Below are 21630 nucleotides of genomic sequence, written 5' to 3'. Positions count from 1 at the left end.
CCGTCGTCGACCGAGGCGCCTGCCTTTGCCCACGCTTTCATATTGAGTGGCGTTACCACCATGCCCTGTCCCACTGTCCCAGGTATGCTCGCATGACTCCCTCGGCCTCGCAGATCGAACCGAAACTGCTTCTGAAAAGCCTCCGCGCCTTCCGCAAAGGCGATTTCTCGGTCCGCCTGCCCCTCGACCTCACGGGTATCGACGGGGAGATCGCCGAGGCCTTCAACGACATCGTCGAGCTGAACCAGGGCTTGTCGCGCGAACTCGACCGGGTCGCTCGCGCGGTCGGCAAGGACGGACGCATTGGCGAGCGCGGAAAGCTGCCCGCAGCAACCGGCGGATGGAACGAGTGCGTCGACTCCGTCAACGCTATGATCGGCGATCTCGTCCAACCGACGACAGAAGTGGCACGCGTCATCGGAGCAGTCGCCAAGGGGGACCTCGGCCAGACCATGCAGATCGAGATCGAGGGCCGTCCGCTGAAGGGCGAATTCCTTCGCATCGGCAAGGTCGTCAACACCATGGTGGATCAGCTCAATTCCTTCGCTTCTGAGGTAACCCGCGTTGCCCGCGAAGTAGGATCAGAAGGTAAGCTTGGCGGTCAAGCGCAGGTGAAGGGTGTCGGCGGCACCTGGAAGGACCTCACCGACAACGTGAATCTGATGGCGGAGAACCTCACGGGGCAGGTCCGCAACATCGCCGAGGTCACTACGGCGGTCGCGAATGGCGATTTGTCGAAGAAGATCACTGTCGACGTGAAGGGCGAGATCCTCGATCTCAAATCGACTTTCAACACGATGGTGGACCAGCTCAACTCGTTTGCGTCCGAGGTGACCCGCGTCGCTAAGGAGGTGGGATCGGAGGGTAAGCTCGGCGGTCAGGCGCAGGTGAAGGGTGTCGGCGGTGTCTGGAAGGACCTCACCGACAATGTGAACATGATGGCGGAGAACCTCACCGGTCAAGTTCGCAATATTGCCGAGGTAACAACAGCCGTGGCTCGCGGCGACCTCTCGAAGAAGATCACCGTCGACGTGAAAGGCGAGATCCTCGCCCTCAAGCTCACCATCAATACCATGGTGGATCAGCTCAACTCCTTCGCCTCCGAGGTGACGCGCGTTGCCCGCGAGGTCGGCACAGAGGGCAAGCTCGGCGGCCAGGCCCAGGTTGAGGGTGTTGGCGGGACTTGGAAGGACCTCACCGACAACGTGAACATGATGGCGGCAAACCTCACGGGACAGGTCCGCAACATCGCCGACGTTACCACTGCGGTCGCGAATGGGGATCTGTCCAAGAAGATCACGGTGGATGTGCGCGGCGAGATCCTGGAGCTGAAGAACACCATCAACACCATGGTGGATCAGCTCAACTCGTTCGCCTCCGAGGTGACCCGCGTTGCCAAGGAAGTGGGATCAGAGGGCAAACTCGGGGGCCAGGCGCAAGTACGGGGGGTGGCCGGCACCTGGGCTGATCTCACCGACAACGTGAACTTGATGGCGGCAAACCTCACGGGACAGGTCCGTAACATCGCCGACGTTACCACCGCGGTCGCGAATGGGGATCTGTCCAAGAAGATCACGGTGGATGTGCGCGGCGAGATCCTGGAGCTGAAGAACACCATCAACACCATGGTGGACCAGCTCAACTCCTTCGCTTCCGAGGTGACCCGCGTTGCCAAGGAAGTGGGATCAGAGGGCAAACTCGGGGGCCAGGCGCGCGTGGAAGGCGTCGCCGGCACCTGGGCCGATTTGACCAACAACGTGAACCTCATGGCCGAGAACCTGACGGGGCAGGTCCGCAACATCGCTGACGTGACGACGGCTGTCGCGAATGGGGATTTGTCAAAGAAGATCACCGTCGACGTGAAGGGCGAGATCCTGGAGCTGAAATCCACCATCAACACCATGGTGGACCAGCTCAACTCCTTTGCTTCCGAGGTGACGCGCGTCGCCCGCGAGGTCGGCACAGAGGGCAAGCTCGGCGGCCAAGCCCAGGTGAAGGGTGTCGGTGGCGTGTGGAAGGGCCTGACCGACAACGTGAACATGATGGCCGCCAACCTCACCGGCCAGGTTCGCAACATCGCTGACGTGACGACGGCGGTCGCGAATGGAGATCTGTCCAAGAAGATCACGGTGGCGGTCGAGGGCGAGATCCTGGAGCTGAAGTCCACCATCAACACCATGGTGGACCAATTGAATTCCTTTGCGAGCGAGGTGGTGCGCGTCGCCCGCGAAGTGGGCATCGAGGGCAAGCTCGGCGGTCAGGCGCAGGTGCGCGGCGTCGGCGGGACCTGGAAGGATCTGACCGACAACGTGAACATGATGGCCGCCAACCTCACCGGCCAGGTTCGCAACATCGCTGACGTGACGACGGCGGTCGCCAATGGGGATCTGTCAAAGAAGATCACCGTCGACGTGAAGGGCGAGATCCTGGAGCTGAAATCCACCATCAACACTATGGTGGATCAATTGAATTCCTTTGCGAGCGAGGTGACCCGCGTTGCCCGCGAGGTGGGATCTGAGGGCAAGCTCGGCGGTCAGGCGCAGGTGCGCGGCGTAGGCGGGACTTGGAAGGATCTGACCGACAACGTGAACATGATGGCCGCCAACCTCACCGGCCAGGTTCGCGGCATCGCCGACGTTGTGACGGCGGTCGCGCAGGGCGACCTGAAGCGGAAGCTTTCGGTGGACGCCAAGGGCGAGATCGCGGCGCTCGCTGACACCGTCAACGAGATGATCGAGACTCTGGCCACCTTCGCCGATCAAGTCACGAACGTCGCCCGCGAGGTCGGCGTCGAGGGAAAGCTCGGCGGCCAAGCCCGGGTGCCGGGTGCAGCGGGCCTGTGGCGCGATCTCACCGACAATGTGAACCAGCTTGCCGCTAACCTGACGACCCAGGTTCGCGCCATCGCCGAGGTAGCCACGGCGGTGACCAAGGGCGATCTCGCCCGCTCGATCGCCGTCGAGGCCTCCGGCGAGGTCGCATCGCTGAAGGACAACATCAACGAGATGATCCGCAACCTGCGGGACACGACGCTCAAGAACGCTGAGCAGGATTGGCTGAAGACCAACCTCGCCAAGTTCACCCGCATGCTGCAGGGCGAGCGCGACCTCGCTACGGTCTCGAACCTGATCCTATCCGAGATCGCCTCCCTGGTGAACGCGCAGCGGGGCGTCTTCTACATGGTCGAGAACGACGGGACGGAACCCGTGCTCGACCTGATGGCGAGCTACGCCTTCACCGAGCGCAAGAACCTGTCGAACCGCTACAGGATGCGCCAGGGGTTGGTCGGACAATGCGCTTACGAAAAGAAGCGCATCCTGCTGACCAACGTGCCGGGCGACTACATCACCATCGGCTCGGCGCTGGGTGAGGCCGCCCCCCTCAACATCATCGTGCTGCCCGTCCTCTTCGAGCAGGAGGTCCGGGCGGTGATCGAGCTGGCCTCGTTCAACCGCTTCAGCGAGACGCACCAGCTCTTCCTCGACCAGCTCACCGAATCCATCGGCATCGTGCTCAACACGATCGCCGCCAACATGCGGACGGAGGGCCTTCTGAAGCAGTCGCAGCTCCTCACGGGCGAGCTGCAGAGCCGCCAGGAAGAGTTGAAAAAGACCAACGACCGCCTCGAACTGCAGGCCGCTTCGCTTCAGCAATCGGAAGACCTGCTCAAGAACCAGCGCGAACGCCTCCAGACGACGAACGAGGAGCTGGAGGAGAAGGCCCGCCTGCTCGAGATCCAGAAGAAGGAGGTCGAGGGTAAAAACCGCGAGGTGTCGGTCGCGAAGACCGCGCTGGAGGAGAAGGCCGAGCAGCTCTCGCTGACCTCCCGCTACAAGTCGCAGTTCCTGGCCAACATGAGCCACGAACTGCGGACCCCGCTCAACAGCCTGCTGATCCTCTCGAAGCTGCTGACCGAGAACCGGGACGGCAACCTGACGGACAAGCAGCGGGAATTCGCCAAGACGATCAACGCGGCCGGCTCCGACCTTCTATCGCTCATCAACGACATCCTCGACCTCTCGAAGATCGAATCCGGAACGGTCTCCCTCGAAGTCGGCGACGTGCCGCTGCAAGACATTGTGGACCACCTCGACCGGACCTTCCGCCAGGTCGCCGAGGAGCGTCATCTCGCCTTCGCGATCAAGGTCGCCCCAGGCCTGCCCCGGGCAGTGCGTACGGATTCGAAGCGGCTACAGCAGGTCCTGCGCAATCTCCTCTCGAACGCCTTCAAGTTCACCGAGAAGGGGAGCGTGACCCTGCGGCTCGGGTCGGCTGAAGGCTCCCCGCTCCGGTCGGGCAGCCAATGGATGGCCCTCTCGGTGACCGACACCGGCATCGGCATTCCGGAGGACAAGCAGCGCATTATCTTCGAGGCCTTCCAGCAGGCCGACGGTACCACCAGCCGGAAGTATGGCGGGACGGGCCTCGGCCTCGCGATCAGCCGTGAAATCGCGCGACTTCTGGGCGGCGAGATCGTTCTGGAGAGCGTGCCCGGCGAGGGCAGCACCTTCACGCTGTTCCTGCCCTTCGAGACTCCCGTGACCTCGGGGGTGAGCCGCCCGATGGAGGTTCACGAGGGCAGCGGGGCCGCCCCGCCGGTGAGCCGGCAACCCTCCGCCGCCATGGCGCTCTCGGCCTCGGCCGACGACCGTCATGCCATCCAGGCCGGCGACCACATCGTGCTCATCGTCGAGGACGATGCCATGTTCGCCTCCGTCCTGCTCGAACTCGCGCGCGAGCGCGGCTTCAGGGGCCTGATCGCTCAGGACGGGGCAGGGGCGCTCGCGCTCGCCCACCGTTACAAACCCCACGCCATCACCCTCGACATCGGCCTGCCCGACATGGATGGCTGGGCGCTCCTAGACCTCTTGAAGAACGACCTCCGCACCCGGCACATCCCGATCCACGTCATCTCGGTCAACGACGAGAAGAAGCGCGGGCTGAAGGCCGGCGCCTTCGGGTTCCTGGAGAAGCCGGTCGACCGAGAGGGACTGCTGAAGGCCCTCGAACGGTCAAAGGAATTCATCAGCCGGCCCGTTCGCAACCTGCTTCTCGTCGAGGACGACGACAACCAGCGTGCCAGCATCACCGCGCTGCTGAGCGAGGAGGACGTCAAGGTGTTTGGGGTTGGTACGGCCTCCGCCGCCCTCGAAGCCGTGACGGGCGGCCGCTTCGATTGCGCCATCATCGATCTGGGGCTTCCCGACATGGGAGGCTCGGAGTTGATCGAGCAGATTCGGGCCTCCCAGGACGGGGAGGAGCTTCCGATCATCGTCTATACGGGCCGGGAACTGACGGCGGCCGAGGAGCAGCACCTGAAGCAGACGGCGTCCACCATCATCCTCAAAGATCCGCTCTCGTCCGAGAGGCTGCTCGACGAAACCGCCCTGTTCCTCCACCGAGCACTCGGCAACGCACCCGCCGAGGACCCGATCCTGATCGAGCGGAAGGACCCAGCCTCGCTCCAGGGCTGCCGTGTTCTCCTCGTTGACGACGACCTGCGCAACATCTTCTCTCTCACCAGCGCGCTGGAGCAGTACGGGCTAGAGGTCCTCTTCGCAGAGAATGGGCGTGATGGCATCGCGCTTCTGAAGGCCAATCCGAACATCGACGCGATGCTAGTCGACATCATGATGCCGGGGATGGACGGATACGAGACCATGCGCGAGATTCGGACCAACGATGCCTTCCGGACCTTGCCCCTGATCGCCGTCACCGCCAAGGCGATGAAGGGCGATCGCGAGAAGTGCCTCGACGCGGGTGCTTCCGATTACGTGTCGAAGCCCGTCGACATGGATCAACTCCTCGCCGTCCTGCGGGTGCAGCTCGAACGGCGCGGACAAGCCGCCGCCGGCCCGCAGCGCCGTGGGAATGGCGCGGCCGACACTGTTGGGCATGCCCGATGAGGGATTTGCCGCAGCCATCCTCGTGGGACTCAGATCCCGTCGGCGATCCGGGCCGCGCACCGGGGCAGCTTCTGATCCGTGCGAAGATCCTCATCGTCGATGACGACCGCCGTAACCTGTTGGCCGCTTCGGAAGTGCTCGACGAGCCCGGCCTCGAACTTGTGCTGGCGGACACGGCGGAGGAGGCCCTACGTAGAACGTTGCGGGAGGACTTTGCCCTCGTCCTGCTCGACGTGCAGATGCCCCGCATGGACGGCTATGAGGTCGCGTCGCTGATCCGGAGCCGGCCCCGGACTTCCCGTGTGCCGATCCTGTTCCTGACCGCGCACAACAAGGAGGACGTTCACATCTTCCGCGGCTATTCCGCCGGCGCGGTCGACTACGTCTTCAAGCCAATCCAGCCCCTCGTCCTGAAATCGAAGGTCGACGTCTTCGTCGACCTCTATCGCAAGACGGAGGAGATCAAGAGCAAGGCGGCCGCCGAGAAGCAGCTTCTCCTAGAGAACTTGCGGGTGCGCGGCGAAAAGCTCGACGCAGAGCGGGCGCTGCGGCGGAGGGAGGAGCACCAGGCCGCCGTGCTGCGGGGGCTCCCCATCGCCCTCTACACGGCCTCCCTCGGAGAGGCAGACCGAAGCTTGTACTTCACCAATGATAGCATCCAGCGCATCACCGGTTTTCCCTGGGACGCCTTTAAGGCACCGGGGTTCTGGCAGTCACGAATCAATACAGAGGACCGGGTAGAGGTTTTAGACGCCCTCCGGACGGTGGTCGAGACGGGCTCGGCTACGCTCGAATATCGCTGGCGCAACGCGGACGAAGCGGAGAGACACATCCTCGAACAAATCGTCGTCAATGCCGGTGAGGACGGTGCCCCGTCGGAGCTGTTCGGCATGTGGTTCGACGTCTCCGAGCGCAAGGAACTGGAACTCAACCTCCTGCATGCCTCGAAGCTTGAGGCCGTAGGACGCCTGACCGGAGGTATCGCCCACGACTTCAACAACATGCTGAGCATCGTCATCGGTAACCTCGACCTGTTGCTAAGCTCAATGCAGCCAGACGAGAAGACGCGCCGTCGCGTGCAGAACGCTATCGAGGGAGCCCAGCGTTGCGCCGAACTCACCAGCCGCCTTTTAACCTTCTCGCGTCGGTCACCACTGCAGCCCAAGACTTTGAATTTCTCTGATTTTATGCCGGGTCTGATTAGATTGCTAGAACGCACCTTGGGGGAGCGAATAGGCGTCACACTGACCATGGACGAAATTCTTCCCGAAATCTGTGTTGACCACGCTCAACTTGAAGCGGCGCTCATCAACCTCGCCGTTAATGCTCGTGATGCGATGCCGGATGGCGGACATCTCAATATAACGGTTCGACATTCGGACGGGGATACACTGCAGGACGAAAGTACGGGAAGGTCGGTTAAGATCTGCGTTAAAGATACCGGATCAGGAATGTCCCCTTCTGTCCTCGCCCGAGTGTTTGAGCCCTTCTTCACCACCAAAGAGGCGGGCAAAGGTACCGGGCTGGGCCTCAGCATGGTCTATGGTTTTGTTCAGCAAAGCTGCGGAACCATAACCGCCGATAGCATTTTGGGACAGGGAACAAGCATCACGATAACCTTGCCTGCCTCGGTCGAAAGCAGATTTGAGCCATCCGTTCAGACACACACCCATGGTATGACACATCTAAACGGGGCAGGAAGATCTGTTCTCGTTGTCGAGGATGAGGAGGACGTTCGGCAAATTGCCGTTTCGGCTCTAATGGCACTCAAATTCAATGTCATTGATGCAAGAAGCGGCGAAGAGGCTCTTGGGATTTTAGAACAAACCCAAGATATTAAACTTGTTTTTAGTGATGTGAATATGTCAGGTGCTTTGACAGGAATCGAGCTTGGACACATCATTATGCGTCGCTGGCCAAATATACCTGTTCTTCTAACATCAGGTTATATCAGAGAAGATCAAGATACAGTCCCCTTCGACGTTTTGCAAAAACCCTTTCGTGCTTCAGAGATGATAGACAAAATTACTGCATCATTATCAACTGGTAAGGTGGACGCGTCTAGGTCCGTTACAACAGAAGATTTAAATAAATAATCCCGTCACACATTAATACAAGCATAGTTGTCTCACTCTTTATATTCAGTCCATCGTGATTTAGGCGTATAGGGCTCGATGTCATTCCGAGCCCAAAATTCAGCTAGCTTTCCGCGTTCCATCAGAACAGCCAGCGAACGACCGCTTTCGAGACTGGCACAGACCGGCATCAAAGACGTGGTTGGGTCGAAAGCAGAACGTCCGCTTCCGGGCGCGACGCCCAGTTCCGTTCACCACCGAGGCTGTGTGAAAACGAAGGCACGCTGCGAGACCGTAGAACAATCCTCTAGTCGGCGGACTTTCCAACCAGCCAAACAGCCATGCTGATGAAGACAAGGCACCCATTCCGATGCTGCCAAGAGCATCTAGGGAAATATACATCTACCTCGACTAACGCCTTCCCCGTTTTCACACAGCCTCCACCCATAGTGGACGTCGGTTTAGACCCGCCGCGTTTGCTGCTTGCCACCTTCGATCATGGAGCGAATGCGTGCTGCCATGGTTTCCATCGCAAATGGCTTCGTCAGCACTGCCATGCCGGGTGCGAGTTGCCAGTTGCCCAAGATTGCGTTCTCCGCGTAGCCGGTGATGAATAACACCCTTAGATCCGGCCGGTCGACGCGTGCAGCATCCGCCATCTGGCGGCCGTTCATGCCGCCCGGTAGGCCAACATCGGTGACCAGAAGATCAATCCGGACGTCCGATTGTAGCACCTTAAGACCTGCGACGCTGTCCCCAGCCTCAATGGCCGTGTAGCCGAGATCTTCCAGGATGTCGGTGACGAGCATGCGCACGGTGGGCTCGTCGTCCACGATCAGCACCGTCTCGCCCTGTTCCGAACGCGGTAGATCAGTGATCGGAATTTTGCCCTCATCGTCCGCGACCTCGCCGTAGTGGCGCGGCAGGTAGATGCACACCGTGGTGCCTTGCCCCACTTCCGAGTAGATCCGCACCTGTCCGCCTGATTGCTGGGCGAAGCCGTAGATCATGGACAGACCGAGGCCCGTGCCCTCGCCAATAGGCTTGGTGGTGAAGAAGGGCTCGAACACACGCGCGATGACCTCCGGCGGCATGCCGGTGCCGGTGTCGGTGACACTCAGAGCAATGTACTGCCCCTCCGGCATGTCGTGCTGGCGTGCCGCCCGTTCGTCGAGCCACTTGTTGGCGGTCTCGATGGTGATGCGGCCGCCATCCGGCATCGCGTCGCGGGCATTGATGCAGAGGTTGAGAAGCGCGTTCTCCAATTGCGGCGGGTCCACCAGGGCAGGCCAGAGGCTCGCGGTGCCGATCACCTCAACCGGTATGGCAGGGCCTACGGTGCGTTGGATCAACTCCTGCATGCCCGTGGCGAGGCGGTTCACGTCGGTGGGCTTCGGGTCGAGGGTCTGCCGGCGTGAGAAGGCGAGCAGCCGGTGCGTTAGCGCAGCGGCGCGTTTTGCTGCTCCCTGCGCCGCCATCATGTAGCGGTCGACGTCAGTCAGGCGGCCTTGCTGCATCCGAGTCTGCATCAACTCCAGTGAGCCGGAGATGCCTGCGAGCAGGTTGTTGAAGTCGTGGGCGAGCCCACCGGTGAGCTGGCCCACCGCCTCCATCTTCTGGCTCTGGCGCAACGCTTCCTGTGCGGCCGCGAGTTCGGCCGCGGCTTCCTTCTCCGCCGTCACGTCCCGGCCGACCGCGTAGAAGACGTCGCCCTCCGGCACAAGCGTCCAGGAGATCCAGCGCCAACTGCCATCGCCGTGACGGAGCCGGTCCTCGAAGCGAGCAACGCTCTCACCCCGAAGAAGCACCTCCATCACCGCGCGGACGGCATTGTGATCATCCGGGTGGACCTGATCGGGAAAAGGCAGGGACAGCAACGTCGCCGCGTCCCTGCCAAGGGTCGTCTCCCAGGCCGGGTTGATCGCCTTCAGGTGGCCGTCGAATCCCATGATCGCAAAGAGGTCTCGGCTCATCTCCCACACACGATTGCGCTCGGCCGCCTGCTCGGCAACCTTCTGTTCGAGCTGCTCGTTCAGTTCGCGCAGGCGTACCTCGTCGGCCTTGCGCGCGGTCACGTTGATTGCCGTGCCGATCACGCGCACGCAGCGGCCAGTGTTGTCGAAGATGCCTCGCCCCTTGGCCGCCACCCAACGGACGACGCCGTCCTCCTTGCCGATGGTCCGGTACTCGACGTCGTAGAGAGGACGACGATCTAAATCGCTCGCGGCCTCATAAGCCGCACGGATCTTCTCCCGGTCTTTAGGGTGAACGCCGTTGTGGAAGTCGTCCAACGTGACTGGCACGTCCGGCGATATCCCGAACATCGCCTTGATACGCGGCGGCCAGAACATGGCGCCGGTGTCGTTATCGACGTGCCACTGGCCGATCTCGGCTACCTCAAGAGCAAGCCGAAGTCGCTCCTCGCTCAGCGCCAGCCGGTCCTCGGCTTCGCGACGCTCATCGATGTCGATGACCGAGCCGACATAGCCGAGGAACACACCGTCCGGGGTGAACCTCGCGGCAGCCGCGTCGATGGTCCAGCGGTAGACGCCATCAGCGCGGCGCAGGCGAAAATCGACCCGGTAGTCGCGGCGCTCGGCATTGGCCGAGACGAAGGCCTGTTCGGCGGCCGGACGGTCGTCGGGGTGAACGGCGTCAAGCCAGCCTAAGCCTTCGCCCGATCCCGGCGCCTGCCCGGTGAACTCGTACCAGCGCGCGTTGAGGTAGGTGCAGTACCCGCTGGGGTCGGTCACCCACATCATCACCGGCGCGTTGTCGGCCATGTTGCGAAAGCGCGCATCGCTCTCGCGCAACGCCGCCTCGGAGGCGCGCAGCCGGTCGATCACCACTAACTGGCCGCGCGCCAGCTCGTCCCGCCCCTCGGCGTCGCCGCGCAGCCGCACCACCTCGGAAACGTCCTCGACGTGGTGGAGGATCAGGACAACGTCGCCATCCTTGCCGAGAACCGGCTTGTTGACCGGGGTCCACCACCGTTCGACGAAGCGCCCGTCCGATCCTCGCAATGCGTAGCGCTGTACCGCCATCGTATCGGTCGACCGCGTGGCGACCACCCGCTCGAGCGAGGCTGTCAGATTGCGTACCCCGTCCGCCTCAGGGTCATCGGGGTCATCCGGGAAGACGTCGAATAGCCGGCGTCCAATCTGTTCTTCAAGTGTCGTACCTGTCACGCGAAGGTAGGCCTCGTTGGCCGTGACGATGGTCCAGTCGGGCGGGGCCACCACGAGGAAGGGGGTGGGCGAAATGTCGAACAGCGCCTGGAAGACGTCGGACGGACCAACGCCGACGACCGCTTGCGTCAGCCGGCGCCCTAAGGCGTTGCGCTCCGCATCGGACAGAGTTTCTATGCGGGTCTGCTTGACGATGAGCGCCGACAGATCAGGGTTGCTCAATGCGTCACCGGTTTTTTGGGTTAAGGAGTGTCCGCACTTCCAAGGACCCGCACGAAAGGCTTTGTCGGTGGTGCTTGCTACCTAGCACAGGCAGGCGCCGCGCCCATACGACACGGCCATGACGGCCGCAGCTTTAAGGATTCTGCGGCTGGCAGGACACAAAGGTTGCGGCGAATGACGTCGGGCGAGGTCACGAGCCTGAGCAGCACTGCGGCTATTTCCGGCGCGGCGGCCATCAGCCGGGCATCGGCCAGTCGCTGGAGGCCGGTGGCGATGGGGAGCGGTGCATAACCGAGTGCGAAGGGCCGAGCCTACCGGATCAGGTCGGAAAAGCCGCCCGGCCGATCCTCGGTCGATACTCGCCATCACGCCTCGGATGGGACGGAGGAGGAACTTCGGCTCCGGGGCGGAAGGCCAAGGTCCGGTTGCCACCGAGGCTGTGTGAAAACCCAGTCAGTCCGCGAAACCGGAGATCAATCTTACGCTATTGCCGTTCCAACATTTCATGCGTCGTTTTCGATGGCGTGGAGGGCTGGCGACGGGGTCTGGCTTGCCCGTCCAGGGAAGAAAACTCTACCCTCTCCTGCCGGGCCGGCGTTTTCACACAGCCTCCACCCATTCCGGCTGTAAGGCCGGCCGGCTGCTTTCGACCCTTGTCGAACCTTCAGAGCGTCCGCTTCTGGGCAGCCCGATGACCGGATGCGCCTGACCGGGATGGGTGGTTTTCTGCCTGTCTGCTTTCGGACGGAGATTTGGCGAAGCGGACGTTGAAATGACTGGCTTCCGAGTGGGCGCCGGTTGCCAATTCACTCTATAGCATGTATTATTTGGCTAAGACTAGCCGCATACAGGTTGCCGCGACGTCGACCGGTGCGTAGCTGACAAACGACGTCTGAACTTTTCTGCAGGACAATTTAGCAATCCGATCAAGTCTCGACCGCGCCTCCCTCAAAAACGCGACCTTACCGATTGAAGGATTGATCAGCCCCCATTGAAGTGGTCCGCCCTTTGGTATGGCTTTTGAGCCTGGAGGACGGACAAGATGGCAAAGCAACCGAATCCTGAGGAGATTGTCGCCAAGCTACGGCAGGCGGATGTGCTGATCTCACAGGGCCAGAGCGTGGCCGATGCAATCCGCGCGCTCGGCGTGAGCTCAGTGACGTACTACCGGTGGCGGCGTGAGTTTGGCGGCCTGAAGTCGGATCAGGTTCGACGGATGAAGGATCTGGAGACCGAGAACGCTCGGCTTCGAAAGGCGATTGCGGATCTCACCCTCGACAAGCTGATCTTGCAGGAGGCGTCCCGGGGAAACTTCTGAGCCCCGCGCGCCGACGCGCCTGTGTCGAGCACATCATGCTGACGATGACCGTCTCCGAGCGCCGCGCCTGTCGGGCGCTCGGACAGCATCGCTCGACACAGCGCAAGGTACCGCGGGGCCGCGATGACGAAGAGGCGCTGACGACTGATCTCGTGGCGTTGGCCGAGAAGTACGGGCGCTACGGCTACCGCAAGATCAGTGCGTTGCTGAAGGCGGCCGGGTGGTTCGTCAACGACAAGCGGGTCGAACGCATTTGGCGGCGTGAGGGGCTGAAAGTGCCGGCCAAGCAGCCCAAGCGAGGGCGGATCTGGGACAACGACGGCTCCTGTGTTCGTCTTCGCNGAGGGGCTGAAAGTGCCGGCCAAGCAGCCCAAGCGAGGGCGGATCTGGGACAACGACGGCTCCTGTGTTCGTCTTCGCCCGGAACACCGCAATCACGTCTGGTCGTACGACTTCGTCGAGGCCCGCACGCACGATGGGCGCAAGATCCGGATGCTCAACGTGGTCGACGAGTTCACACACGAATGCCTGGCGATCCGGGTCGCACGCAAGCTCAAGGGGATCGACGTCATCGACGTGCTCTCGGACCTGTTCATCCTGCGTGGCGTACCGGGCCATATTCGTTCGGATAATGGGCCGGAGTTCATCGCGAAGGCTGTGCAAGCCTGGATCACCGCGGTCGGCAGCAAAACCGCCTATATCACGCCAGGCTCACCGTGGGAGAATGGGTACGTCGAGAGCTTCAACGCGCGTCTGCGCGACGAACTCCTGAATGGCGAGATCTTCTACACACTCAAGGAGGCGCAGATCGTGATCGAAAGCTGGAGGCGTCACTACAACGGCGTGCGCCCACATGCATCGCTGGGATACCGGCCGCCGGCACCCGAGGTGTTCGTGCCAGCGTTCTCCGCTTGGCCAGCTGCGCTCGCCCGACCAGCTCCGCCGGCCAAGCTACCCGTGGTGGAGCGGCCTACCGCGCACTAACTTTACCCTTGGACCACCGCGTGGGGGCCGATCAGCCGGGGTGCGCGAAGCCATCGAGGCGGTCGGCGCACAGGTGCTCTATCTCCCGCCCTACAGTCCGGACTTTAACCCCATCGAACAGGTCTTCGCCAAAGCGAAAGCCCTGCTCCGGACCGCCGCAGCGCGAACCGCCGACGACCTGAACCGCGCCATTCACGACGCTTTCGCGGCATTCAGACCTGACGAATGCCGAAACTATCTCACCGCCGCTGGATACGATGCCTATGATCCAATCTGAACGGGCACGGCTCTAGCGGAGCCACGACATCGACGTGATCAGCAAATTGTTCGGATGACAAGGTACGAATTGAGCAGCCGAAAGGGCGGTCACACCACTGCATAATTTTTGGCGATCTGCAGGATAAGTTCTTGCTTCAACATCGGACGCCCAAGGTGGTAGCCCTGCAATAGGTCGACGCCGAAGGAGGCGACGAGTTCGACTTGGTCCGCTTCCTCGACGCCCTCCACAATCGTTCGCTGCGCGCAGCTACTGACGAGATCGATGATGTTTTTCAGAAGCTTTGCGCCCCGTGGGGTATCGCAACTCTGAACGAAAAATCGATCGATTTTCACCATGTCGAAGCGCAACTCGCTGAGACAGGTCAGGCCGGCAAACCCAGTTCCGAAATCGTCGAGCCAAACGCGGATCCCGATCGCGGACAGCTGTTCCATCAGCAGGGCGACCCGAGGGTTTCCGCTGATCTGGCCACCCTCGGTGATCTCGAGGGCTAAGCGGGAGGGCGCGATCCCGGCGGCCTGGACAATCGCGACAATGACGCCCACGAAGTTTGGGTCCTCGATTTGCCGCCAGGAGACGTTGACGCTGACGACCGGAAGCGAGGGTTCGCTGGCCAGAAGATCGCAGGCCTCGCGCAGCATCCATTCGCCGAGTTCGAGGATGACACCCGTCCGCTCGGCCACGGGGATAAAAGTGTCCGGCGAGATCGCCCGACCTTGTGGGTCCTTGAGGCGCATCAGGGCTTCCGCGCCCCAAATCAGGCCGGACGTCACGTCGACGATGGGCTGAAATGCCGCCGAGATGCGCTGGTCCGTGACGGCCGAGCGCAGCATCTCAGCCGTGAGGGTGTCGCCCGCGTCGGATTCCAACATCCGCCGGTCAAAGATCCGGACGCAGTTACGCCCCTCATCCTTCGCCACATAGAGTGCAATATCTGCCGCCGTGACCGTCCGTTCGGGTTTGTCGCCGGCAACATCCCCCGAAAAAGCCGCGCCGATGCTGACCGTGATTGCCGAGAGGTGATCGCGGCGCGCCGTATGGCCAATCTGCAAGCTCTCGACCGCCAGTCGGATCTCCTCGGCGAACGCGGCGACCTGTTCCATCGAATCGGCCGCAAAAAGAGCGGCGAACTCCTCGCCGCCGAAGCGGCCGAGGGCGTAGCGTCGAGGCTCGGCCATACTCGACATCGCGCGACTGATCCCGGCCAAGCAGCGATCACCCTGCTGATGCCCGTATCGGTCGTTGTAATATTTAAAGTAATCGACATCGATCAGAATAACGCCGAACGCTTGGTTCGACTCTTTGCTGTCGAGCCAAAGATTTCGCAGGATGTCGTCGATCGCCCGGCGGTTCGCCAGGCCGGTCAAGGCGTCTGTGGTCGACAGCCTAACGAGCTCTTCGCCACGTTTCACGATCTCCTGCTGACGCAACTCTGCCCGACATGCATTCAGGTGAACCCGATAGCGCTCGCGATTGTACTTATAGTTCAGAAAAACGGTCAACATAAAACTGAATAGGTATAGTGATCCGAAACATATAATATAAGTAGTATCGCCGACGAACATCAGCGCCCAAATCAGGAAAACTGCGGATATCAGACCCGATGATAGAAGCGCGAACTCAAAGCTGAGATTGAAAAAAAGATTGGCAACGAGCATAAATATCAGCCCGTAGCCGGCATAGTACAGCGTTGCCGTTGTCTCTTTGCTCTGAGAGGCGAGGAGCAGCCACGCGGTGAAGCCGATGACGATTCCGATCGCGCATTGAAATTCGAGGATGCGCGTTCCCACGCCGCGCCCAACCTGCATTCCGATCGCGACCACGTAGACCGCACCTACGGCTAAGCGGAGCGGCAGGATGTAGGGGAGCATGTCGTGGATGAGCAGGGCGTCCATCGCCCCGAACGCGACGTACAACATGCCGACGAACTGGCACGCCCTTGTGAGCTCCAAGCGCAGGGCTTTCGAGTGTTGCACCTCGAAGGCCGCATCGAGCTGAGGCGAGCGACGCTCGAACCAACGCTTTCCGAGTTCCTGGTCGAGCAGATCTAGCGTTGCTGTGGCCATCGTTCTGGCGCCTCCCACACGGTGGTAGCAGCGCAGATTTCCTAAAACCCTAAAGGAATGAAAGCAGACGCCTACCATTCGGGCGCCGATCGTCCATGCGCTGGCTCGGTCCACAACCTTCGAGCATCGCGTCTTTACGCCGCGAGAGCCTGCGTGAAGCTCGCATTACCTGCGCGTCTACGCCCGTAAACCGAGCCCGGTGAGCCGTTTACAGGGGGTCGGGACGGCAGCATCCAACTGCCAACGGGTTCGCCCCCCCAGCTCGCACGCACCTCAAAAAATTTTACGCAATGGGAAAGTTTGCACCGCACTCTGGACAAGCCGTAACCCCTGGTTAACCTTAACTTGCGCGCCCGGAATTCTCCGAGCGTTGGTGCGCAAGGGCGTTGAAAATATGGCTAGCGGGGGACTTTCGCTTGTTGGTGAACGCAATCGCCTGAGCAACTTCAGATCTCTGGAGGGTGGCTTACGGCAGGTTGTCGATAATAAATATTCGCTTTTACTGCCGGAAGCGCTTTATCCCGTTGTAGCCGACGATGTCGGTCGGGCCTTGAACGATATTATCGATCTTGCAGATCCCGGCGACTACACGGCACTGACAGATACGCTCATAGACCTTTTAAGCATTTTAAAGGAAACTTTCAGCGATCTGACGTGGCGCGAGGCGGTGCTGCCAGCTGCTCGTTCTCATGCTATCGCAGATCTGGTCCACGAATGTCCTTTTACATGGCACTCATTCTCGAAGCCGCGCGGGTACCCCGGCGATGCCGGGCTTATCGACTTCGTGTATCGCCATCCGGCAGCGAGACCTGCGCAGGAAGCAGCTACGAAAGCTGGTCGCACGGTCATGACTTTCACCGTCGACGTGACGGCCTGTGAGGCGGTTCGCCACAGACGCTCCATTCTGGCCGCGAAGATCGACGAAGCAGCCGCCCGCCGCGAGATGCCCTCGATCCTGTCTCTGGCCAGCGGCCATCTCCGGGAGGCGGAATTAAGTATCGCCTTGAAGGAGGGGCGCGTCGGACGGCTGCTCGCCGTTGACCAGGACGCCGAAAGCCTAGCTACGGTCGAAGGATATTGCCGCTCGGTCTCGCGCGCGATCGAGCCGCGGCAGGCGACCGTCCGTCAGATCCTGGCGGGCAGGACTGATCTGGGGCGGTTTGATCTCGTCTATGCCGCCGGGTTGTACGATTACCTCGATGCCAGGGTGGCGGCGCGCCTTACGCGAGTCCTGTTCGATCATCTGAAAGAGGGCGGCAGACTTCTAATCCCGAATTTCTTGTGGGGTGTCCGTGAAGAGGCCTACATGGAAGTGTTCATGGACTGGCACCTTCTCTACCGCACGCCTGACGAGATCCAGGGCTTCGCACAGGAAATTGCACCGGCTGCGATCCGGAACACGCGATATACGCAAGATGATGCTGGCACAATCGGTTATTTAGAGATCGAACGGATCTAATTGGTGCTTAGAAATTCTGGTTACGTATGGCGACACCTTATGGATATCAACGGATACGCCGTCGCTTTTTCGTTCCGCCGGACTTCATTGGGGCCCGTCCGATAACGTCCGGCAGGGGTTGAGTGGCCGGAATGGCAGTGATTCCAGAAGGGTGCCGAAGCCTGACCTGGAAGTGCCATGTGGACCCCGGCCACTCGCCGGCAGCATAGCCGCGCCGACATGCGCTACGAAACCGACCTGACGGATGGTAAGCGGGCCGTAATCGCGCCGCTGATGCGGAGCCGGCCTCGTGCGGTCGTCCGCCTGTCTGGACGATGCGAAAGATTCTGAACGCTATTTTCCACGTGCTGCGCGGCGGCATCGCGTGGCGGATGATCCCGAAGGACTTGCCTCCGCGCAGCACGACGTTCGGCTCCTTTGCGCGCTGGCGCGACGACGGTCTGTTCGGCCGGATCAACCATCACCTCGTCATGGCGGACCGCGAGCGGGTCGGTCGAAGCGCCTCGTCGACCGCCGCATCAGCCGCAACCGTCGCCTTTGGAAAGACCCGGAGGCGACCCTCGCCTCGGCCCAGGCCTTCCTCTACGCCGCCGCCGTCATGATCCTCGTCCGAAGGCTCGGCCGAGCGGCATGACTTATCGGACGGACTCTGAGGGAAAGACACTCGGGGTAGGGTATTTCCCCCAGTGAGGAGTGTTTTTACAAATATCATTCAGGATTCGGAAATGAAACCTTCGCGTCGATTGGGGAAGCCGGCCTGAACACAGGACGGTCCTCGCATTTGACCGGGTCGGCGAATGCCGCCCGCGTCGCGCGGAGGGTATCATGGCCGTCCATCTCAACCAGCAGGATCTGACCTTCATCTTGAGGCAGATCAAGATCGCCGAAGCCCACGCGAGCGGCGTCAAGCTGACCGAGTTGAGGGTCGACGCCGCCACCGGCGAACTCCTGACGGACCGCGCCCTTTACGACACGGGCGGCAACTGGTCGGGGCTGCCGGACGCGCCCCGCGCCGTTCCCGACCCCCACACCCCGTACGGCCTGCGCACCGTGGACGGCACCTACAACAACATCGTGCCGGGCCGGGAGACCTGGGGGGCGTCCGGCCAACCCATGCCGCATCTGCTCGATCCCAGCTTCGCGAGCTCCGGCTACCCGATCGCCGGCAGCGTCACCGACGCGGATCCGCGCACCATCTCGAACCTCGTCGTCGACGCGAGCCTGGACAACCCGGCCGCCATCGCCGCCGCCCTCAGGCTCGCCGGATCCGCGGACATCCTCGGCGACTTGGCGCTGGTCACCAATGCCTACGAGGCCGTGAGGTCGGCGCCGGCGACCACCTCGGCCGAAGCCCTCGCCGTCCTCGAGACCAACCTCGCAAGCGTCCTCGCGGACAAAGGCATCACCCTGACGAACGGGTCGATCGACGTCCTGAACGTCACCCCGGACGAGGGCTTGTCCAAGCCCTTCAATGTGTTTCGGCGTGCAACTTTGACCCCGTGAGGTGGGGGATCGGCGTCCAATTCTGACCCCCTAACCTCGTTCTCGCAGACTGCTCTCCGGTACGGCCGGAAGGGNTGCTCCTCGATCTGCGCCAGGACGCGGGTCATTACCTCCTCGGCGTGGTCCCAGTGTGTTTCGGCGTGCAACTTTGACCCCGTGAGGTGGGGGATCGGCGTCCAATTCTGACCCCCTAACCTCGTTCTCGCAGACTGCTCTCCGGTACGGCCGGAAGGGTGGTGTAGGGGGATGAAGGGCGTGGACACGATTGCGCGCATCCGGCGCGAGTTCTTCACCCGCGGCCGCGCGATCAAGGACATCGTCCGCGACCTGCACGTCTCCCGCAACACGGTCCGGAAGGTCATCCGGTCGGGGGCCACCACCTTCGCCTACGAGCGCGAAGTGCAGCCGCTGCCCAAGCTCGGACCGTGGCGCGACGATCTCGATCGGATGCTGACCACCAACGCCGGCAAGTCCGCCCGCGAGCGGCTGACGCTGATCCGGATCTACGAGGCGCTGCGCGGGCTCGGCTACGAGGGCGGCTACGATGCCGTTCGGCGCTATGCCAAAATCTGGAAGCGTGAGCGCGCTTCGGTCACGGCTCAGGCCTTCGTGCCGCTCATCTTCGCCCCGGGCGAGGCCTACCAGTTCGACTGGAGCCACGAGATCGTGCTGATCGGCGGCACGACCGTCACGGTCAAGGTCGCCCACGTCCGCCTCTGCCACTCGCGCATGCTGTTCGTGCGGGCCTATCCGCGCGAGAGCCAGGAGATGGTGTTCGACGCTCACGACCGGGCGTTCGCGTTCTTCCGCGGCACCTGCCAGCGCGGCATCTACGACAACATGAAGACTGCGGTGGAGACGATCTTCGTCGGGCGCGAGCGCGCCTACAACCGTCGCTTCCTGCAGATGTGCTCACACTACCTCGTCGATCCGGTCGCCTGCACGCCGGCCTCGGGCTGGGAGAAGGGGCAGGTCGAGAACCAGGTCGGGCTGGTGCGCGAGCGCTTCTTCACCCCGCGTGTCCGGGTGAAGAGCTACGAGGAGCTGAACGCGCTCCTGCTCGATGGGGTGATCGCCTACGCCAAGACCCATCCCCATCCTGAGGAGCGCGAGCGCACCGTCTGGGAGCGGTTCGAGGCCGAGCGGGCAGCCCTCGTCCCCTATGCCGGCCGCTTCGACGGCTTCCATGCCGTCACCGCTTCGGTGTCCACGACCTGCCTCGTGCGCTTCGACAACAACCGCTACTCGGTCATGGCCTCCGCCATCGGCCGGCCGGTCGAGGTGCGGGCCTACGCCGAGCGCGTCGAGATCCGGCAGGACGGGCGCGTCGTCGCCGAGCATGAGCGCGCCTTCGGGCGGGATCAGACCGTGTTCGATCCCTGGCACTATGTCCCAGTGCTGGCCCGCAAGCCCGGCGCGCTCCGGAACGGCGCACCGTTCAAGGACTGGGTCCTGCCTCCCGCCCTTGACCGGGTCCGACGCAAGCTCGCTGGCAGTGCCGGAGGTGACCGGCAGATGGTGGAGATCCTCACCGCCGTGCTCGGCGACGGGTTGCAGGCCGTCGAGGCGGCCTGTGCCGAGGCGCTGCGCGAGGGCGTGCACTCGGCCGACGTCGTCCTCAACATCCTCGCCCGGCAGCGCGAGCCGACCGCGCCCGTCACCATCCTGACGCCCGAGAGCCTGCGGCTGCGCCACGAGCCGGTCGCGGATTGCGCCCGCTACGACAGCCTGAGGAGCCCCCCATGATGGAACGCCAGAACATCCTCGCCACCATGGGCGAGCTGAAGCTCTTCGGGATGAAGGCGGCCTACGACGAGATCATCAAGGTCGCGCTCAAGCGCACCCACGAACCGCAGCAGATCGTCGGCGACCTGCTCCAGGCCGAGATCTCCGAGAAGCAGGCACGCTCGATCCGCTACCAGATGACGATCGCCAAGCTGCCTCTGGCCAAGGACATCGCCGAGTTCGCCTTCGACGGCACCCCGATCAACGAGGGGCTGGTGCGTGACCTCGCCGGCGGCGAGTTCCTGGCTCACCAGCGCAACGTCGTGCTCGTCGGCGGCACCGGTACCGGCAAGACCCATCTGGCCATCGCCATCGCACGGGCCTGCATCCGGGATGGCGCGCGGGGCCGGTTCTACAACGTCGTCGACCTCGTCAACCGGCTCGAAGCCGAGGCGCGCGCTGGCCGGCAGGGCCGCATCGCCGACCATCTCGCCCGACTCGACTTCGTGGTGCTCGACGAACTCGGCTACCTGCCGTTCGCGCAGTCGGGCGGCCAGCTCCTGTTCCACCTGATCAGCAAGCTCTACGAGACCACCTCGATCGTGGTCACCACCAACCTCGCCTTCGGGGAATGGCCAAGCGTGTTCGCCGGCGACGCCAAGATGACCACGGCGCTGCTCGACCGGCTCACCCACCATTGCGAGATCGTCGAGACCGGCAACGAGAGCTGGCGCTTCAAGAACCGCGCCTGAGGCCGGCGCACACGTCCCGCCTGCTGGACCCCTGATCAGCCCGGCTGCGCCACCCCGACCCGCTTCGCCGGGCTGATCAGGGGCGCCCCGCCATACCCATCCGGGGGGTCAAAGTTCGACGCCGATCCAGGGTCAATGTTCAACGCTGTTTGACA

The 21630-nt window shown here is 62.4% G+C and carries 8 protein-coding genes and 4 pseudogenes; 10 read left to right on the top strand and 2 right to left on the bottom strand.

Features of this window, described 5'->3' with window-relative positions; all coding sequences use genetic code 11:
- The first annotated feature begins 92 nt into the window (after positions 1 to 92).
- Both ASG59_RS00055 and ASG59_RS00050 read left to right on the top strand, forming a co-directional pair.
- A complete protein-coding gene (locus tag ASG59_RS00055) occupies positions 93 to 5906 on the top strand; it encodes a HAMP domain-containing protein (RefSeq protein ID WP_056406275.1) in 5814 nt (1937 codons plus the stop codon).
- Positions 5903 to 8002 (top strand): response regulator, encoded by a 2100-nt coding sequence (locus tag ASG59_RS00050; protein ID WP_056406273.1) that lies wholly within the window; start codon positions 5903 to 5905, stop codon positions 8000 to 8002. Before ASG59_RS00055 ends, ASG59_RS00050 begins: the two co-directional genes overlap by 4 nt.
- A gap of 440 nt (positions 8003 to 8442) precedes the next feature.
- On the opposite strand, the gene ASG59_RS00045 is transcribed toward ASG59_RS00050, so the two are convergent.
- Entirely contained in the window at positions 8443 to 11391 is a 2949-nt protein-coding gene (locus ASG59_RS00045; protein ID WP_056406271.1) for a PAS domain S-box protein, read from the bottom strand.
- Between the two features lie 1042 nt (positions 11392 to 12433).
- On the opposite strand from ASG59_RS00045, the pseudogene ASG59_RS21110 reads away from it, so the two are divergent.
- The 3 genes and pseudogenes from ASG59_RS21110 to ASG59_RS00030 all read left to right on the top strand — a co-directional run.
- Positions 12434 to 13050: pseudogene (locus tag ASG59_RS21110) on the top strand (IS3 family transposase); the annotation flags it as partial.
- A 1-nt stretch (position 13051) separates the two neighbouring features.
- The coding region (locus ASG59_RS21105; RefSeq protein WP_244475578.1) for an integrase core domain-containing protein at positions 13052 to 13693 on the top strand (642 nt) is incomplete at its 5' end.
- A gap of 28 nt (positions 13694 to 13721) precedes the next feature.
- A pseudogene (locus ASG59_RS00030) lies at positions 13722 to 13970 on the top strand (transposase); the annotation flags it as partial.
- A gap of 89 nt (positions 13971 to 14059) precedes the next feature.
- Here the strand turns inward: ASG59_RS00030 and ASG59_RS00025 are convergent.
- A complete protein-coding gene (locus ASG59_RS00025; RefSeq protein WP_056406264.1) occupies positions 14060 to 16036 on the bottom strand; it encodes a GGDEF domain-containing phosphodiesterase in 1977 nt (658 codons plus the stop codon).
- Positions 16037 to 16409: 373 nt separating this feature from the next.
- Between ASG59_RS00025 and ASG59_RS00020 the strand changes: the two genes are divergently transcribed.
- From ASG59_RS00020 to istB, 5 genes and pseudogenes are all read left to right on the top strand, one after another.
- Entirely contained in the window at positions 16410 to 17495 is a 1086-nt protein-coding gene (locus ASG59_RS00020; RefSeq protein WP_244472315.1) for a class I SAM-dependent methyltransferase, read from the top strand.
- A gap of 177 nt (positions 17496 to 17672) precedes the next feature.
- Positions 17673 to 18129, top strand: a pseudogene (locus ASG59_RS19575) (transposase).
- Positions 18130 to 18320: 191 nt separating this feature from the next.
- Entirely contained in the window at positions 18321 to 18998 is a 678-nt protein-coding gene (locus ASG59_RS00015; RefSeq protein WP_056406263.1) for a hypothetical protein, read from the top strand.
- Between the two features lie 246 nt (positions 18999 to 19244).
- Positions 19245 to 20732: pseudogene (gene istA / locus ASG59_RS00010) on the top strand (IS21 family transposase); the annotation flags it as partial.
- Between the two features lie 8 nt (positions 20733 to 20740).
- Positions 20741 to 21475, top strand: a complete 735-nt coding sequence (istB, locus tag ASG59_RS00005; RefSeq protein WP_277996084.1) for an IS21-like element helper ATPase IstB — start codon at positions 20741 to 20743, stop codon at positions 21473 to 21475.
- Positions 21476 to 21630: the final 155 nt, after the last annotated feature.

The sequence above is a fragment of the Methylobacterium sp. Leaf466 genome (assembly GCF_001425565.1).
Taxonomy (GTDB): domain Bacteria; phylum Pseudomonadota; class Alphaproteobacteria; order Rhizobiales; family Beijerinckiaceae; genus Methylobacterium.
This window is presented reverse-complemented; position numbering and strand designations above follow the sequence as displayed.

Bases quoted from the DNA above. Each gene is read 5' to 3' on its own strand.
- ASG59_RS00055 (WP_056406275.1), top strand. From the start codon at position 93: ATGACTCCCTCGGCCTCGCAGATCGAACCGAAACTGCTTCTGAAAAGC.
- ASG59_RS00015 (WP_056406263.1), top strand. From the start codon at position 18,321: ATGGCCGTCCATCTCAACCAGCAGGATCTGACCTTCATCTTGAGGCAG.
- istB (WP_277996084.1), top strand. From the start codon at position 20,741: ATGATGGAACGCCAGAACATCCTCGCCACCATGGGCGAGCTGAAGCTC.
- ASG59_RS00025 (WP_056406264.1), bottom strand. From the start codon at position 16,036: ATGGCCACAGCAACGCTAGATCTGCTCGACCAGGAACTCGGAAAGCGT.
- ASG59_RS00050 (WP_056406273.1), top strand. From the start codon at position 5,903: ATGAGGGATTTGCCGCAGCCATCCTCGTGGGACTCAGATCCCGTCGGC.